General features: G+C 65.6%; 12 protein-coding genes and 10 tRNA genes. 19 read left to right on the forward strand and 3 right to left on the reverse strand.

Features of this window, described 5'->3' with window-relative positions:
- The first annotated feature begins 178 nt into the window (after window positions 1–178).
- Window positions 179–1,186 carry an isocitrate dehydrogenase gene (locus ACIGII_RS10420; RefSeq protein ID WP_399637849.1) on the forward strand — a complete coding sequence of 336 codons (1,008 nt, stop codon included), beginning with the start codon at window positions 179–181 and terminating at the stop codon, window positions 1,184–1,186.
- A 134-nt stretch (window positions 1,187–1,320) separates the two neighbouring features.
- On the opposite strand, the gene ACIGII_RS10425 is transcribed toward ACIGII_RS10420, so the two are convergent.
- The gene (locus ACIGII_RS10425; protein WP_399637852.1) at window positions 1,321–2,079 is read right to left on the reverse strand and encodes a Bax inhibitor-1/YccA family protein; all 759 of its coding nucleotides are present in this window, start codon (window positions 2,077–2,079) and stop codon (window positions 1,321–1,323) included.
- A 153-nt stretch (window positions 2,080–2,232) separates the two neighbouring features.
- Here ACIGII_RS10425 and ACIGII_RS10430 point away from each other — a divergent pair.
- The 16 genes from ACIGII_RS10430 to ACIGII_RS10505 all read left to right on the forward strand — a co-directional run bounded on the left by ACIGII_RS10430 (window position 2,233) and on the right by ACIGII_RS10505 (window position 12,626).
- Window positions 2,233–2,309 (forward strand) — tRNA-Pro (locus ACIGII_RS10430).
- Window positions 2,310–2,355: 46 nt separating this feature from the next.
- A tRNA-Arg gene (locus ACIGII_RS10435) sits at window positions 2,356–2,432 on the forward strand.
- A gap of 46 nt (window positions 2,433–2,478) precedes the next feature.
- A tRNA-His gene (locus tag ACIGII_RS10440) sits at window positions 2,479–2,555 on the forward strand.
- Between the two features lie 84 nt (window positions 2,556–2,639).
- A tRNA-Lys gene (locus ACIGII_RS10445) sits at window positions 2,640–2,715 on the forward strand.
- 169 nt (window positions 2,716–2,884) lie between these two features.
- Window positions 2,885–2,960, forward strand: a tRNA-Lys gene (locus tag ACIGII_RS10450).
- A 245-nt stretch (window positions 2,961–3,205) separates the two neighbouring features.
- Window positions 3,206–3,290, forward strand: a tRNA-Leu gene (locus tag ACIGII_RS10455).
- Window positions 3,291–3,494: 204 nt separating this feature from the next.
- Window positions 3,495–4,790, forward strand: coding sequence for a trigger factor (gene tig, locus ACIGII_RS10460; protein WP_399637855.1), 1,296 nt, complete (start codon window positions 3,495–3,497; stop codon window positions 4,788–4,790).
- A 66-nt stretch (window positions 4,791–4,856) separates the two neighbouring features.
- The gene (gene clpP / locus ACIGII_RS10465) at window positions 4,857–5,483 is read left to right on the forward strand and encodes an ATP-dependent Clp endopeptidase proteolytic subunit ClpP (protein ID WP_102944205.1); all 627 of its coding nucleotides are present in this window, start codon (window positions 4,857–4,859) and stop codon (window positions 5,481–5,483) included.
- A gap of 126 nt (window positions 5,484–5,609) precedes the next feature.
- On the forward strand, window positions 5,610–6,899 hold the full coding sequence (clpX, locus tag ACIGII_RS10470) for an ATP-dependent Clp protease ATP-binding subunit ClpX (RefSeq protein ID WP_145478462.1): 1,290 nt from the start codon (window positions 5,610–5,612) through the stop codon (window positions 6,897–6,899).
- A gap of 141 nt (window positions 6,900–7,040) precedes the next feature.
- Window positions 7,041–9,506 (forward strand): endopeptidase La, encoded by a 2,466-nt coding sequence (lon, locus tag ACIGII_RS10475; protein ID WP_399637858.1) that lies wholly within the window; start codon window positions 7,041–7,043, stop codon window positions 9,504–9,506.
- Between the two features lie 205 nt (window positions 9,507–9,711).
- Window positions 9,712–9,984 carry an HU family DNA-binding protein gene (locus ACIGII_RS10480; protein ID WP_399637860.1) on the forward strand — a complete coding sequence of 91 codons (273 nt, stop codon included), beginning with the start codon at window positions 9,712–9,714 and terminating at the stop codon, window positions 9,982–9,984.
- 11 nt (window positions 9,985–9,995) lie between these two features.
- Window positions 9,996–10,070: transfer RNA gene (locus tag ACIGII_RS10485), tRNA-Val, on the forward strand.
- A 27-nt stretch (window positions 10,071–10,097) separates the two neighbouring features.
- Window positions 10,098–10,174: transfer RNA gene (locus ACIGII_RS10490), tRNA-Asp, on the forward strand.
- Between the two features lie 114 nt (window positions 10,175–10,288).
- Window positions 10,289–10,365 (forward strand) — tRNA-Asp (locus ACIGII_RS10495).
- A gap of 89 nt (window positions 10,366–10,454) precedes the next feature.
- A tRNA-Asp gene (locus tag ACIGII_RS10500) sits at window positions 10,455–10,531 on the forward strand.
- A 121-nt stretch (window positions 10,532–10,652) separates the two neighbouring features.
- On the forward strand, window positions 10,653–12,626 hold the full coding sequence (locus tag ACIGII_RS10505) for a peptidyl-prolyl cis-trans isomerase (RefSeq protein WP_399637863.1): 1,974 nt from the start codon (window positions 10,653–10,655) through the stop codon (window positions 12,624–12,626).
- Window positions 12,627–12,733: 107 nt separating this feature from the next.
- Here the strand turns inward: ACIGII_RS10505 and ACIGII_RS10510 are convergent, their stop codons facing one another.
- The gene (locus ACIGII_RS10510) at window positions 12,734–13,933 is read right to left on the reverse strand and encodes a transglycosylase SLT domain-containing protein (protein WP_399637866.1); all 1,200 of its coding nucleotides are present in this window, start codon (window positions 13,931–13,933) and stop codon (window positions 12,734–12,736) included.
- Window positions 13,930–14,697: a hydroxyacylglutathione hydrolase gene (gloB, locus tag ACIGII_RS10515; RefSeq protein ID WP_399637867.1), complete on the reverse strand. Its 768-nt coding sequence runs from the start codon at window positions 14,695–14,697 to the stop codon at window positions 13,930–13,932. Before gloB ends, ACIGII_RS10510 begins: the two co-directional genes overlap by 4 nt.
- Window positions 14,698–14,708: 11 nt before the next feature.
- On the opposite strand from gloB, the gene ACIGII_RS10520 reads away from it, so the two are divergent.
- Together ACIGII_RS10520 and rnhA are read left to right on the forward strand one after the other, a co-directional pair.
- Window positions 14,709–15,353, forward strand: coding sequence for a methyltransferase domain-containing protein (locus ACIGII_RS10520; RefSeq protein ID WP_399637870.1), 645 nt, complete (start codon window positions 14,709–14,711; stop codon window positions 15,351–15,353).
- A gap of 12 nt (window positions 15,354–15,365) precedes the next feature.
- Window positions 15,366–15,818, forward strand: a complete 453-nt coding sequence (rnhA, locus tag ACIGII_RS10525; protein WP_399637872.1) for a ribonuclease HI — start codon at window positions 15,366–15,368, stop codon at window positions 15,816–15,818.
- The last annotated feature ends 2 nt before the right edge of the window (window positions 15,819–15,820 follow it).

Genomic DNA, 15,820 nt, shown 5'->3' on the forward strand with positions numbered 1-15,820 from the left:
ACCGACCGTTGGTCGGTACGTCCCCAGGCGCTCCGGGGGCCGGCCAACGGCCGGCGCTACCTTGGTCTATTTGGGGTCCGGGGGCCGGCTGGGGCATAATTGCGGGTGAAACTTCCCTTGCGCCGACGCTCCGCACCCCGGACCCACGGCGCTCCCCCTCGGTTCGGAAACAGATCAAATGACGCAGAAAATCACGGTCATCCGCGGTGACGGCATCGGCCCGGAGATCATGGACGCTACCCTGTTCGTGCTCGGCAAGCTGGACACCGGCTTTGAATACGAAGACGCCGACGCGGGCCTGGTCGCGCTGGAAAAGCACGGCGACCTGATGCCGGCGTCCACCCTGGAATCGATCGCGCGCAACAAGATCGCCCTGAAGAGCCCGCTGACCACGCCGGTCGGCGGTGGCTTCACCTCGATCAATGTCAGCCTGCGCCGCCACTTCGACCTGTACGCCAACGTGCGTCCGGCGGTGTCGTTCCCGAACACCAAGTCGCGCTTCGGCGACGGCGTGGACCTGATCACCGTCCGTGAGAACACCGAAGGCGCGTACCTGGCCGAAGGCCAGGAAGTCTCGGCCGACGGCGAAACCGCCTTCTCCGGCACCCGCATCACCCGCAAGGGCTCCGAGCGCATCGTGCGCTACGCCTTCGAGCTGGCGCGCAGCACCGGCCGCAAGAAGGTCACCGCCGTGCACAAGGCCAACATCATCAAGTCGACCTCGGGCCTGTTCCTGGCCGTGGCGCGCGAAGTGGCGGCCAAGTACCCGGACATCGAGTTCCAGGAAATGATCGTCGACAACTGCTGCATGCAGCTGGTGATGCGTCCGGAACAGTTCGACGTGATCGTGACCACCAACCTGTTCGGCGACATCATCTCCGACCTGTGCGCCGGCCTGGTCGGCGGCCTGGGCCTCGCCCCGGGCGCCAACATCGGTGAGAACGCGGCGATCTTCGAAGCCGTGCACGGCACCGCGCCGGACATCGCCGGCCAGGGCAAGGCCAATCCGTGCGCGCTGCTGCTGGCGGCCGCGCAGATGCTGGACCACGTCGGCCAGACCGAGAACGCCGAGCGCCTGCGCAAGGCCATCGTGGCGACGCTGGAGGCCAAGGACTCGCTGACCGGCGACCTCGGCGGCACCGGCAACACCATGGGCTTCGCCCAGGCCATCGCCAGCCGCCTGTAACCGCGCGCTGTAGAGCCGACGGTAGAGCCGACTGTTAGTCGGCTGCTCGCAGACCCAACGAAAAAGGGCACCCCGGTGGGTGCCCTTTTTTGTGGAGCAGCCGACTGACAGTCGGCTCTACCCGCAACGTCGCCTCAACGCTGCTGGATCTTCGACAGCAACCGCAGGAACTCCACGTACAGCCATACCAGGGTGACCATCAGGCCAAACGCCCCGTACCACTCCATGTACTTCGGCGCACGCGCGGCGGCACCGGTTTCGATGAAGTCGAAGTCCAGCACCAGGTTCAGCGCGGCGACCACGACCACGAACAGGCTGAAGGCGATGCCCAGCCAGCTGGCTTCATGGATCACCGGCACGTTGATGTTGAAGAAGCCGAGCACGAACGAGGCCAGGTACAGCAGCGCGATGCCGCCGGTCGCGGCGACCACGCCGAGCTTGAAGTTCTCGGTGACCTTGATCAGCCCGCTGCGATACGCCGCCAGCAGCGCGAACAGGGTGCCGAAGGTGAGCAGCACGGCCTGGAACACGATGCCCGGGAAGCGCGCTTCGAACACCGCCGAGATCGCGCCGAGGAAGAAGCCTTCCACCAGCGCGTACATCGGCGCGGTCACCGGCGACCATTCCTTCTTGAACACCGTGACCAGCGCCAGTACCAGGCCGCCGATCGCGCCGCCGATGGCGTAGATCATCGCGCCCGGGGCGATCTGGCCATCGGCGCCGATGGCCTGGCTCCAGGCGAACGCGGCGGTCAGGACGGTCAGCAACAGCAGGATGCCGGTCTTGTTGACCGTGCCGTTGATGGTCATCACCTGGTCGGGCGAGGTCACGACCGAGCCGCTGGCCAGGTCGAGGAAGGTCGACTCCGAAAGTGCGGGGTTGCCGCTGCGCATTGCCAATCTCCTTGAAAGGGGGGTTCCGGTCCGTCCGGCAATGCACCGAGCATAGCGGATGTTAAAAAGCGTGTGAAAACCGTTGACAGATCCCTCGTCACTTCCCACAATAGCCGACTCTTTCGGGGGGAACCTCGAGGGAAGAAAAACCACCGGGGTATAGCGCAGTCTGGTAGCGCGCCTGCTTTGGGAGCAGGATGTCGGGGGTTCGAATCCCTCTACCCCGACCACGTCCCGCTGCTCAAAACGGGACGGGAATGCGACAATCCGGTCAGAGCGCCCGTAGCTCAACTGGATAGAGCACCGGCCTTCTAAGCCGGCGGTTACAGGTTCGATTCCTGTCGGGCGCGCCACTTGGCGCAAACGCCAGGGGGATTCAGGAAATTCAAGGTTTCAGTGGTGGCTGTAGCTCAGTTGGTTAGAGTACCGGATTGTGATTCCGGTGGTCGGGGGTTCGAATCCCCTCAGCCACCCCACTGATTGAAGGAACCCGGTTCGCCGAAAGCGGAACGGGGTTGCAAAAAAAGGCGCAGACGATACACTGTGCGCCTGGATTTTCAGGGCTGTTAGCTCAGTTGGTAGAGCAGTTGACTCTTAATCAATAGGTCCAAGGTTCGAATCCTTGACAGCCCACCAAGACAGAAGCCATCCGGTCCGCCGGGTGGCTTTTTTCTTGCCTGCGCTCCGGCGTGGCGTGGACACGCATGGCGTGTCCCTACACGTGGCACGTAGCGCCTGAACGACGGTTGCAGAAACTACTTGCACGTCCGTGCGGCGTTGCGTCATAATTCGCCTCCCGATTTTCGGGCTGTTAGCTCAGTTGGTAGAGCAGTTGACTCTTAATCAATAGGTCCAAGGTTCGAATCCTTGACAGCCCACCAAGACAGAAGCCGCCTGGTTCACCAGGCGGCTTTTTTCTTGCGTGCACTCCGGCATGGCGCGGACACGCATGGCGTGTCCCTGCGCGGCCCATGCGTCCAACGCCGATCACCCTCCGACGCGGCCATGCAACCGGCGTTGAGGCCCGGCCGAAGCCACCGATCACGCGTCCATGACCCCAAAACCAAGCGCGCCCGCGCCCATCAGCGGTCGACGCGGCCGCCGCCCGCCGCCATAATGCCGCAGCGCGAAAGTGGCGGAATTGGTAGACGCCCTGGATTTAGGTTCCAGTGCCGCAAGGCGTGGGGGTTCGAGTCCCCCCTTTCGCACCATGCACCGGGCGCGCGCCCCGGGCAGTGCCCTCCTGAACGGGGCACCGGATGACGTTCCCGGCCCCGTGCTGGCGGCGCCCGCCGTTATCGGCGAAACTACAGGGCTGCGGCGGGGATGTGGGTCCACGACCGACGCGTCCACCACCCGTTTCATCCATCACACATTCGAGCCGGGGGCAGTGCCACCGGCGGGCAGGAGTCAACATGCAAGCTTCGATCGAATCCACCGGCAATCTGGAACGCCGCCTGACCTTCTCGCTGCCGGAAGACCGCCTGCAGACCCACATCAGCGGCCGCCTGGGCGAAATCGCCCGCACCGCGCGCATCAAGGGCTTCCGCCCGGGCAAGGTGCCGGCCAAGGTGATCGAACAGCGTTTCGGCCAGCAGGTCCGCAGCGAAGCCGTCGATGGCCTGCTGCGCGAAACCTTCGATGCCGCCGTCCGCGAACACGAGCTGCGCATTGCCGGCGCGCCGCGCATCGACAAGGGCGATGAAGGCGAGTTCTCCTTCGTGGCCACCGTCGAGCTGGTGCCGGACTTCGGCGACGTCGACGTCAGCAAGCTGACCGTGGTGCGCCACACCGCCGAGATCAACGACGCCGACATCGACCAGATGATCACCAACCTGCGCGAACAGCGCCGCAGCTGGAGCCCGGTGACCCGTGGCGCCCAGCAGGGCGACCTGGTCGCCCTGGAAACCTGGTCGCAGGCCGGCGAAGAGCGCCTGCCGGCCGAAGGCACCGAGAAGGGCAGCGTGGTGGTGGGCCAGGGCATGATGTTCGAGCAGATCGAACAGGGCCTGGTCGGCCTGTCCAAGGGTGAGGAAAAGACCCTGGACGTTGAATTCCCGGCCGACTGGCGCGTGCCGGCGCTGGCCGGCAAGCAGGTCAAGGTCACCGTGAAGGCGGTGGACGTGTCCGAGCCGGTGCTGCCGGAGGTCGATGCCGACTTCATCAAGAGCTTCGGCGTGAAGGGCGGCGACGTGGAACAGTTCCGCACGGACATCCGCGCCAACCTGGAGCGTGAACTCAAGGGTGCGCTGATGAACCGCCTGCGCCGCGAAGTCGGCGAACAGCTCATTGCCGCCTACGCCTCGGTGGAAATGCCGCCGCGCCTGGTCGACAACGAAGCCCGCGCCATGCTGGCCCAGCAGGTCGAGCAGATCCGCCGCAGCGGCCGCAACCCGGGCGAGATTCCGGCCGATGCGCATGAAGGCTTCAAGGACGCCGCGGCCAAGCGCGTGCTGGTCGGCCTGCTGGTCGGCGAAGTCGCCCGCCGCAACGACCTGCGCCTGGACCCCAAGCGCCTGAACGAAACCATGCGTCTGATCGCCTCGACCTATGAAGAGCCGGAGCAGGTCATTGAGATGTACCGCAATGACCCCCAGCTGATGAGTGGGCTGCAGAACCGCGTGATGGAAGAGCAGGTGATCGACTGGATCGCCGAGCGCGCCCAGCACACGGAAGAACAGCTGTCGTTCCAGGACGCCATCCGCCAGTAAGCGGGCGGCGTTTCATGCCCCGCGCCGCTGGCGCGGGGTGGTTTCCCCCAAATAGGTGCCTCAGAAATGGACAACCAAACCAAAGCCCTGAACATGGTTCCGATGGTGGTCGAACAGACCAGCCGCGGCGAGCGCGCCTATGACATCTATTCGCGCCTGTTGAAGGAGCGCCTGATCTTCCTCGTGGGCCCGATCGACGATCACATGGCCAACGTGGTGGTGGCGCAGCTGCTGTTCCTGGAAGCGGACAACCCGGAAAAGGACATCAGCATCTACATCAACTCGCCCGGTGGCGTGGTCACCGCCGGCATGGCGATTTACGACACCATGCAGTACATCAAGCCGGACGTGAGCACCATCTGCGTTGGCCAGGCCGCCTCCATGGGGGCGCTGCTGCTCGCCTCCGGCGCGGCTGGCAAGCGTTACGCGCTGCCCAATTCGCGCGTGATGATCCACCAGCCGCTGGGCGGCTTCCAGGGCCAGGCCACCGATATCGACATCCACGCGCGTGAGATCCTCACCCTGCGTGCGCGCCTGAACGAGGTGCTGGCCAAGCACACCGGGCAGTCGCTGGAGACCATCGCGCGCGATACCGAGCGCGACAACTTCAAGAGCGCGGCCGACGCCGTGGCCTATGGTCTGGTCGACCAGGTCCTCGAGCGCCGTCCGGAAGAGTCGATCACCCCGGCCTGATGGTGCCGCCAGGCCGGGAAACCGGCCTGTTTCCGCAGGGTCGGACTGGACTGGCGTCCTTCCGGCCCTGTGTTATTCTCGAATCGAACCCCCGTTCAGCGGGTGGGGTAACTGGGTAAGCGAAGCATGAGCGAAGACCGCCAAGGTCGTTCCACGGACACCGGCAAGATCCTCTACTGTTCTTTCTGCGGAAAGAGCCAGCATGAGGTGCGCAAGCTGATTGCTGGGCCGAGCGTATTCATCTGCGATGAATGCGTGGAGCTGTGCAACGACATCATCCGTGAAGAGCTCGAGGAAAAGGCCCAGTCGGCGCGTAGTTCGCTGCCCAAGCCGAAGGAAATCCTCGAAGTCCTGGACCAGTACGTGATCGGCCAGAACCGGGCCAAGCGCACGCTGGCCGTGGCTGTGTACAACCATTACAAGCGCATCGAGAGCCGCCAGAAGAACGACGAAGTCGAACTGGCGAAGTCGAACATCCTGCTGGTCGGTCCGACCGGTTCGGGCAAGACCCTGCTGGCCGAAACCCTGGCCCGCCTGCTCAACGTGCCGTTCACCATGGCCGACGCCACCACGCTGACCGAAGCCGGTTACGTGGGCGAGGACGTGGAGAACATCATCCAGAAGCTGCTGCAGAAGTGCGATTACGACGTCGAAAAGGCGCAGCAGGGCATCGTCTACATCGATGAAATCGACAAGATCTCGCGCAAGAGCGAGAACCCGTCGATCACCCGCGACGTGTCCGGCGAAGGCGTACAGCAGGCGCTGCTGAAGCTGATCGAAGGCACCGTGGCCAGCGTGCCGCCGCAGGGCGGTCGCAAGCACCCGCAGCAGGAATTCCTGCAGGTGGACACCAAGAACATCCTGTTCATCTGCGGCGGCGCGTTCGCCGGGCTGGACAAGGTGATCCAGGCCCGTTCCAACGACGCCGGCGGCATCGGCTTCGGCGCCAAGGTGAAGAGCGCCGAGCGCAAGCAGGAAGTGGGCAAGGTGCTGGCCGAAGTCGAGCCGGAGGACCTGATCAAGTTCGGCCTGATCCCGGAATTCGTCGGCCGCCTGCCGGTGGTGGCGACCCTGGAAGAGCTGGACGAGGCCGCCCTGGTGCGGATCCTGACCGAGCCCAAGAACGCCATCACCAAGCAGTTCAAGAAGCTGTTCGAGATGGAGCACGTGGAGCTGGAGTTCCGCCCGGACGCCCTGTCGGCGATCGCCCGCAAGGCGCTCAAGCGCAAGACCGGCGCGCGTGGCCTGCGTACCATCGTCGAATCGGTCCTGCTGGACACCATGTACGACCTGCCATCGGCAGAAAACGTCAGCAAGGTGGTGGTGGACGAATCGGTGATCGAACACAAGTCCGAACCGTACCTGATCTACCAGACCCCGCCGGCCCCTGAACAGAAGGCGGCTGGCGCTGAATAATCCATCAAGCAGTTGAATTGATGGAGTTTTTTCAGAGCATCTTGCATCTGGACGCCGATGGCCCCATAACGGGGCCATCGGCTTTTTTGTATCCGGGCGACGCTGCCCGGAGGCCATCCCCACTGCTCAACTGGAGCCCACATGGCCCGTTCCCCAACTGAGACTCTCGACCTGCCGGTACTGCCGCTGCGCGACGTGGTGGTGTTCCCGCACATGGTCATTCCGCTGTTCGTCGGCCGCGACAAATCCATGCACGCGCTGGAGCAGGCGATGGAGGCGGACAAGCGCATCCTGCTGCTCGCGCAGAAGTCGGCGGAGACCGACGACCCCACTGCCGCCGACCTCTACCAGGTCGGCACCCTGGCCCAGGTCCTGCAGCTGCTGAAGCTGCCCGACGGCACCATCAAGGTGCTGGTCGAAGGCCTGTCGCGGGTCAACGTCACCGAGGTGGTCGAACGCGACGGTGCGCTGCAGGGCGTGGCCTCGGAAATCGAATCGGACGAGTCGCGCGAGCCGCGCGAGATCGAGGCGATCGCGCGTTCGCTCATGTCGCTGTTCGAGCAGTACGTCAAGACCAACCGCAAGCTGCCGCCGGAGCTGCTGCAGACCCTGGCCGGGATCGATGAACCGGCGCGCCTGGCCGACACCATCGCCGCGCACATCAGCGTGCGCCTGGCCGACAAGCAGCGCCTGCTGGAAACCCTGCAGATCGGCGAACGCCTGGAAATGCTGGTCGGCCTGGTCGACGGCGAGATCGACGTGCAGCAGATGGAAAAGCGCATCCGCGGCCGGGTCAAGTCGCAGATGGAGAAGAGCCAGCGCGAGTACTACCTCAACGAGCAGATGAAGGCGATCCAGAAGGAACTGGGCGACCTCGACGACGCGCCCGGCGAACTGGAAGAACTGGCCCGCAAGATCGCCGACGCCGGCATGCCCAAGGCGGTGGAAGCCAAGGCCAAGGCTGAACTGAACAAGCTCAAGCAGATGTCGCCGATGTCGGCCGAAGCCGCGGTGGTGCGCAACTACCTGGATTGGCTGCTGGGCGTGCCGTGGAAGAAGCGCACCAAGGTCCGCAAGGACCTCAAGGTGGCGCAGGACACGCTGGATGCCGACCACTTCGGCCTGGACAAGGTCAAGGATCGCATCCTGGAATACCTGGCGGTGCAGTCGCGCGTGAAGCAGATGAAGGGCCCGATCCTGTGCCTGGTCGGGCCGCCGGGCGTGGGCAAGACCTCGCTCGGCCAGTCCATCGCCAAGGCCACCAACCGCAAGTTCGTGCGCATGAGCCTGGGTGGCGTGCGCGACGAGGCCGAAATCCGCGGTCACCGCCGCACCTACGTCGGTTCCATGCCGGGCCGCATCGTGCAGAACCTCAACAAGGTCGGCAGCAGGAACGCGCTGTTCGTGCTCGACGAGATCGACAAGATGTCGATGGACTTCCGCGGCGACCCGTCCTCGGCGCTGCTGGAAGTGCTCGATCCCGAGCAGAACAACGCGTTCAACGACCACTACCTGGAAGTGGACCTGGACCTGTCCGAAGTGATGTTCGTGGCGACCTCCAATTCGCTCAACATCCCCGGTCCGCTGCTGGACCGCATGGAAGTGATCCGGATTCCCGGCTACACCGAGGATGAAAAGCTCAACATCGCCATGCGCTACCTGGTGCCCAAGCAGATCAAGGCCAACGGCTTGAAGCCGGAGGAGCTGGAGATCGAGCCCGACGCCATCCAGGACATCGTGCGCTACTACACGCGCGAATCGGGCGTGCGCAACCTGGAGCGCGAGATCGCCAAGATCTGCCGCAAGGTGGTCAAGGAAATCGCGCTGGCCGGCCCGTCGGGCCTGGCCAAGCCGGCCAAGGCCGGCAGGAAGGCGGCGGCGAAGAAGAAGGCGCTGGTCACCGTCAACGGCAAGAACCTGGACAAGTACCTGGGCGTGCGGCGGGTCGACTTCGGCCGCGCCGAAGAGCAGAACGAAGTGGGCCTGGTGACCGGCCTGGCCTGGACCGAAGTGGGCGGCGACCTGCTGCAGATCGAATCCACCCTGGTGCCGGGCAAGGGCCAGCTGATCCTTACCGGCCAGCTCGGCAACGTGATGAAGGAATCTGCGTCGGCGGCGCTGTCGGTGGTGCGTTCGCGCGCGGTCGGCTTCGGCATCGACAGCGAGTTCCTGGCCAAGCACGACGTGCATGTGCACGTGCCCGATGGTGCCACGCCGAAGGACGGTCCCAGTGCCGGCATCGCGATGGTGACCTCGCTGGTGTCGACGCTGACCAAGGTGCCGATCCGCGCCGAGGTGGCGATGACCGGCGAGATCACCCTGCGTGGGCGGGTCACGGCGATCGGTGGGCTGAAGGAAAAGCTGCTGGCCGCGTTGCGCGGTGGCATCACCACCGTGATCATCCCCGAAGAGAACCGCAAGGACCTGGCCGACATTCCGGCCAACGTCACCCGCGACCTGAAGATCGTTCCGGTGAAGTGGATCGAAGAGGTGCTGGACCTGGCGCTGGAAACGCCGTTGACGCAGTCCAAGCCGAAGAAGGATGGGCAGCGCGTCACAGTGCGGGGCAAGAGCAAGACAGCATCCACGACGCGCGTCAAGCACTGACGCGCTGCGTGGAATTGCCCGAAACCCGCGTCGTTATTGGCTTTTCAGCTTGCGTGGGTAGGGGTGCGCTGGTATAAAAGCACCACTCGCAGGTCAGCCGTACGTTGATCGGTGCGAATCGAGAACTCACTGGCGTCCGGCCACGTTGCGGGTCGGATGCTTTACTGTCGAACATGCGGAATACCCGCCAAAGGAGCTGTACAGAATGAACAAGACCGAATTGATCGACGCCGTTGCCGAAGTCGCCGACCTGACCAAGGCCGATTCGGCTCGCGCCGTCGATGCCGTCGTTGCTTCCATCACCAAGGCCCTGAAGGCCGGCGACGCTGTGACCCTGGTGGGCTTCGGTACGTTCCAGGTGCGTGACCGCGCCGCCCGTACCGGCCGCAACCCGAAGACCGGCGACACCATCAAGATCGCTGCGTCGAAGAATCCGTCGTTCAAGGCTGGCAAAGCCCTGAAGGATGCCGTAAACTAAGCGGCTTGCTGGGGTGCTTAGCTCAGCGGTAGAGCGTCTCCTTTACACGGAGAGGGTCGGGGGTTCGAAACCCTCAGCACCCACCAGGCACTGCCAGTAAAAGTTTGAAATGTGGAGCGGTAGTTCAGCTGGTTAGAATGCTGGCCTGTCACGCCGGAGGTCGCGGGTTCGAGTCCCGTCCGCTCCGCCAGTTTCAACGAGGCCCCTGAGCGATCGGGGGCCTTGTTTTCTGTAACAAAGTTGTAGAGTCGTTTGTAGAGTCGACTGTTAGTCGACTGCTACCCGGCTTTGAAAAAATAAACGCGGAGCGGTAGTTCAGCTGGTTAGAATGCTGGCCTGTCACGCCGGAGGTCGCGGGTTCGAGTCCCGTCCGCTCCGCCAGTTACAAAAAAATCCTCGAAAAGCAGTAATTCGAGGTGGGTTTTCTGGGTATCTTCGGATATGATGAGCGCCTGCAAAGTTTCAAGCGCGGAGCGGTAGTTCAGCTGGTTAGAATGCTGGCCTGTCACGCCGGAGGTCGCGGGTTCGAGTCCCGTCCGCTCCGCCAATTCTTGAAGGCCCCTGGTGCAAACCAGGGGCTTTTCTTTTGCCTGTCGTCGGCCCCTGTTGGGGAGCGGCGCGAAGCGGGGTACACTGCCGGATTCGCCAATCGGGCCTTGATTTTTCCCATGCTGCAGAAACTTCGCGACAAGACCTCGGGCTGGATCGTTACCGTGATCCTGGGCCTGCTGATGATTCCGTTCCTGTTCGTGATCGACTCCAGCTACCTGGGCGGGGTCGGTGCGCAGAACGTGGCCAAGGTGGCGGCGCCGCCGACCTGGTGGCGCTCGGCGCCGTCCTGGTGGCCGATGTCGTTCCTGTGGCAGCACCACGAGATCAGCGCACAGGACTTCCGTACCCGCTTCGAACAGGCGCGCCAGCAGGCCCGCCAGCAGCAGGGTGAGGACTTCGATCCGCGCCAGTTCGAAAGCACCGAAAACAAGCGCGCCGTGCTCGACCAGATGATCGACGAACAGGTCGTGCGCCTGGCCGGCGAACAGTCCGGCATCGTCATTGGCGACGGGCTGGTGCGCGAAACCATTGCCTCGATCCCGGCCTTCATCGGCGCCGATGGCAAGTTCAGCCAGGACCAGTACCGGCTGGCGCTGAGCACCGGCAATCCGCCGCGGACCCCGGCGCAGTTCGAGACCCTGGTGCGCGACAGCCTCCAGCAGTCGGTCATTCCCACCGCGCTGCAGAACTCCGGCTTCGTCACCAGTGCTGAAGCGACGCGCATGATGAACCTGCTGGGTGAAACCCGCGACGTGGAGATTGCCGCGTTGCCGGAACTGCCGGTGGACAGCGCCGAGGTCACCGACGCGCAGATCAAGCAGTGGTACGACAGCCATGCCAAGGATTTCCGCCAGCCCGAGACGGTGTCGCTGGAGTACGTGGAAATCAACGCGGCGAACCTGCCGCCGGCGGCGGCGGCCGATGAAGCGGCGCTGCGCAAGCGCTATGCCGACGAGAAGGCACGCTTCGCCACGCCCGAAGCGCGCCTGGCCGCGCACATCCTGATTGCGGCCGACGGCAGCGATCCGGCCGCACTGAAGGCGGCCGAGCAGAAGGCCGCCGCCCTGGCCGCGCAGGCCAAGGCGCCGGGTGCCGATTTCGCCGCACTGGCCAAGGCCAATTCGGACGACACCGGTTCCAAGGGCAACGGGGGCGACCTCGGTTGGGTCGAGCGGGGTTCCATGGTCAAGCCGTTCGAAGATGCGCTGTTTGCGATGAAGGCAGGCGAGGTCAGCGCACCGGTCAAGACCGAGTTCGGTTACCACGTGCTGCAGCTGCGCGAGGTCAAGGGTGGCCAGCAGCGCCCGTTCGAAGAGGTGCGCGACCAGCTTGCCGCCGAACAGCTCAAGGCCGACACCGAAAGCGCGTTCTCGGAACTGAGCGGCCGCCTGGTCGATGAGGTGTACAAGAACCCGACCTCGCTGAAGAGCGCGGCCGACGCCGTGAAGCTGCCGATGCAGACCCTCGGTCCGTTCAGCCGTGCCACCGCCAGCGGCATTGCCGCCAACCCGGCGGTGCAGCGCGCCGCGTTCTCCGATGTGCTGGTCCAGGATGGCACCGTGAGCGATCCGATCACGCTGGCGCCGGACCACAGCGTGCTGATCCGCGTCGCCGACCACAGCCCGGAACAGGCGCTGCCGTTGGACAAGGCCCGTGACCAGGTGATCGCCGCGATCCGCGCCGACCGCACCCGCCAGGCGTCCGAGAAGGCCGCCGACGCCCTGCTCGCCAAGCTCAAGGCCGGCCAGACCCTGCAGGCGCTTGCCGCGGAAGAAAAGCTGCAGCTCAGCCCGCTGCCGGGCCTGCCGCGCACCCAGCCGGTGCCGACCCCGGAAATCAACCGCGCGGTGTTCGCTGCGCCGGCGCCGTCCGAAGGTAAGCCGAGCTACGGCAAGGTCGCCGTGCAGGACCGCTACGTGGTGTTCGCGGTCAACAAGGTGAGCCCGCCGAACCTGGCGGAAGTGCCGGCCGAGCAGCAGAAGCAGTTCCGCCAGCAGCTGGACCAGGTGGACGGCATGAGCGCGGCCAAAGACTTCGTGCAGTCCCTGCGCAAGTCTTACCGGGTGCAGGTGGAAGAAGCGAACCTGTAAGCCGTCGCATGGCGCCGGGCTCTGCCCGGCGGCCTGTACGAAAAAGGGCCCGGCAATGCCGGGCCCTTTCGTTTGTGGGGCTGTGCCGGGCAGGGCCCGGTACTACGTCAGTCTTCTACCCGCAGTACCGCGCCGGGCTTGAGCACGCTGCTGCCGGTCATGTTGTTCAGCGACAGCAGCGCCTTCAATGGCATGCCGTAGCGTTTGGCGATGGTCCAGGCCGATTCGCCATTGCGGACCGTATGCCGGCGCGCGCGCGGACGATCGGCGCTGGCCACGGCGCGGCTGGCCGCAGGGGCCTCCGCGGCCGGCGCGGCGGCTGCGGGGGTCGGCGGCTCGGCCTTGGCCAGCAGGGTAGCGTCGACCGGCGCATGGCTGGCCGGCGCCAGCAGGGCCACCTGGCCACTGGGACGGCCCTTGCCGCCAGCCAGGGCCGGATTGAGCCGGGCGATGCGGGCCGGGTCCAGGGCGCGCTGCGCGGCCCACTGCTGCACGCTGGTGCCCGCCGGCAGGGTGTGGGTCTTGAGGACCGGGACGCTGCGATCCAGCGAGGCCATCACCCCGGGCGAGGTTTCGGCGTCTTCCAGCACGCATGCCAGGGCATGCAGCTTCTCGACATAGGAGTAGGTCACCGGCGACAGCCCCGGCAGCGCGGCCGGGCGTGCGTTCTGCGCGTTCATGCCGGCCTTGCGCAGCGCCTGCAGGACCCGGTACTCGCCGGCGTTGTAGGCCATGGTGGCCAGGCGCCAGTCGCCGCCAAACATGCCGTGCAGGGTCTTGAGGTAGCGCACCGCCGCCTGGGTCGAGTCGGCGGCCGACAGCCGGCCGTCGTAGCCGGCGGTCATCTGCACGCGGTGGTTCCGGGCGGTGCTGGCGATGAACTGCCACAGGCCGGCAGGGCCGCTGCCGTTGCGGGCATTGGGCCGGTAGCCGCTTTCCACGAACGGGATCAACGCAAATTCGGTCGGCAGGTTGGCCTTGCGGAGCTCTTCGACCACGTAGCCGAACAGCACCAGTGCGTCGTCATCCTGGTTGGCCAGCCGCGAGGGTGCATGCGCGAACTGCTTCTGCCAGCGCGGGCTGGTGGCCTCGGCGTCGCAGGTGGGTTCGGCCAGGCCGTCGCGGAAGCTGGCGAAGATGTCCTGGCCGTTGCGGACCGAGGCGGGGGGCAGGGCGGCGGCATCCAGCGGCAGCTGTGAAAGCCCGGCCACGTTCTGCGACATGCCTGCACTCAACGACTGGGCGCCCGCGGTGCCGGCCAAGGCGATCGCCAGGCCCGCCGCGAGCGGCAGCAATCGCCGCCTCATGTTCGGAATCCGTCTTTCCAGCGCCGCAGACCCGCCAGCACATCGACTTCATCGGTGACGGGGCGGCCGAGGTGCTGGCTTACAGCAGCCCGCACGGCGGGGGTAGTGGTACGCAGGAACGGATTGCATTCCAGCTCGCTGGCCAGTGCAACCGGCAGCGTGGGGCGTTCATCGCGGCGCATGGCCAGGGCCTCCTCTTGGCGTTGCGCAAGCGCAACGTTGGCGGGGTCGACATGCCGCGCGAAGACGGCATTTGACACGGTGTACTCATGCCCGCAGCACAACAGCAGGTGCGGCGGCAGGGACGCCAGCCTGTGCAGGGATGCCAGGAGCTGGGGTGGCGTACCTTCGAACATGCGGCCACAGCCCAGGCTGAACAGCGCGTCCCCACTGAAGAGATGTTCAGCAGTGTGAAACGCGACATGCGACCGGGTGTGTCCGGGCACGGATACTACGTCGATCTCCAGCCCCAGTGCCTGAACGCGTTCACCCCCGGCCACCCGCCGGGTCGCCATGGGGATGCGCGCATCCTCCGGTGCCACGACCTCAAGCCCGGGGTACCGGGCCTGCAGCGCGGCCACGCCGCCGATGTGGTCGTCATGGTGGTGGGTCAGCAGGATCGTGTGCGGGCGCCAGTTCTGCTGCGCTGCCGCAGCCAGCACCGGGGAGGCCTGGCCGGGGTCCACGACGATGGCGTGACCGTCGTCGGCGACCAGCGCCCAGATGTAGTTGTCCGCGAATGCGGGTAGGGCAGTCAGTCGCATAGAATTGGACCATGCCCGCCGAGCCGAGCCGCCGTCAAGCGTCAGTCGCATCCTGGTTTGATACTGAACCGGCGCAGCTGCTGTGCGAACTGGAGCGGCAGGCCCTGGACCCGGTCCTGGCCTCCCATCCGGTCAACCCCTCGCTGTGGATCGCGCCGACGGCCAGCTGGCTGGACGCGGCGACCCTGCCGGGCCAGGGGCTGCGCCTGTACCGGACCGCGCACGGCTACACCGGGGATGTCACCTGCGCGCTGCCGTTGCCCTTTCCCAACGAGAGCGTCAACGCGATCGTGCTCCAGCATGTCACCGCGCGCGACGCCGAGCTGCTGATTGCCGAGTGCGAACGCGTCCTGATGCCCGGTGGGCGCCTGTGGCTGTCCACGCTCAACCCGTTCAGTCCGTTCCGCCGCCAATGGCGTCACCACGGGTTGGTGGTACGCACCCCGCAGCGCCTGCGCCACACGCTGGAGCGCGCCGGGCTGGCCTGCGACGACCTGGCCTGGCTGGGCCCGATGTGGCGCGATCGCGCGCCGGGGCCGCGCAGCGTGGCCGCACTGCGCGCGGCCTGCCTGTTCTCCGCTGAAAAACGCACCCTGGCGCTGCCAGGACCCACGCCCTTACCGGTCCGACGCTGGCACGGCACCGTGGCGACCTGATCTGGAGTTGTAGTGAAAACCATTGAAATCCACACCGACGGTTCCTGCCTGGGCAACCCCGGACCGGGCGGCTGGGCCGCGTTGATGCGTTACAAGGGCCACGAGCGCGAGCTCAGCGGCGGCGAGGCGCATACCACCAACAACCGCATGGAGCTGATGGCGGCCATCTCCGGGCTGGAAGCGTTGACCGAACCGTGTGAGATCGTGCTGTTCACCGATTCCCAGTACGTGCGCCAGGGCCTGACCCAGTGGCTGCCCGGATGGATCCGCAAGAACTGGAAGACCGCCGGCGGCGACCCGGTCAAGAACCGTGACCTGTGGGAGCGCCTGCACGCGGCGACGCAGAAGCACCAGATCGACTGGCGCTGGGTGAAGGGCCATTCCGGCGACCCCGACAACGAGCGCGTGGATACGCTGGCGCGCGACGCCGCGATCCGTATCCGCGCCGGCAGCCCGGTACACTGAGC

Origin of the sequence: Stenotrophomonas sp. NPDC077420 (assembly GCF_044543385.1) — a bacterium.
In the GTDB taxonomy this organism is placed as follows: Bacteria; Pseudomonadota; Gammaproteobacteria; order Xanthomonadales; family Xanthomonadaceae; genus Stenotrophomonas.

Coding starts and splice junctions, on each gene's coding strand:
- ACIGII_RS10420 (WP_399637849.1), top strand. CDS start 179: ATGACGCAGAAAATCACGGTCATCCGCGGTGACGGCATCGGCCCGGAG.
- ACIGII_RS10425 (WP_399637852.1), bottom strand. CDS start 2,079: ATGCGCAGCGGCAACCCCGCACTTTCGGAGTCGACCTTCCTCGACCTG.
- tig (WP_399637855.1), top strand. CDS start 3,495: ATGCAAGCTTCGATCGAATCCACCGGCAATCTGGAACGCCGCCTGACC.
- clpP (WP_102944205.1), top strand. CDS start 4,857: ATGGACAACCAAACCAAAGCCCTGAACATGGTTCCGATGGTGGTCGAA.
- clpX (WP_145478462.1), top strand. CDS start 5,610: ATGAGCGAAGACCGCCAAGGTCGTTCCACGGACACCGGCAAGATCCTC.
- lon (WP_399637858.1), top strand. CDS start 7,041: ATGGCCCGTTCCCCAACTGAGACTCTCGACCTGCCGGTACTGCCGCTG.
- ACIGII_RS10480 (WP_399637860.1), top strand. CDS start 9,712: ATGAACAAGACCGAATTGATCGACGCCGTTGCCGAAGTCGCCGACCTG.
- ACIGII_RS10505 (WP_399637863.1), top strand. CDS start 10,653: ATGCTGCAGAAACTTCGCGACAAGACCTCGGGCTGGATCGTTACCGTG.
- ACIGII_RS10510 (WP_399637866.1), bottom strand. CDS start 13,933: ATGAGGCGGCGATTGCTGCCGCTCGCGGCGGGCCTGGCGATCGCCTTG.
- gloB (WP_399637867.1), bottom strand. CDS start 14,697: ATGCGACTGACTGCCCTACCCGCATTCGCGGACAACTACATCTGGGCG.
- ACIGII_RS10520 (WP_399637870.1), top strand. CDS start 14,709: ATGCCCGCCGAGCCGAGCCGCCGTCAAGCGTCAGTCGCATCCTGGTTT.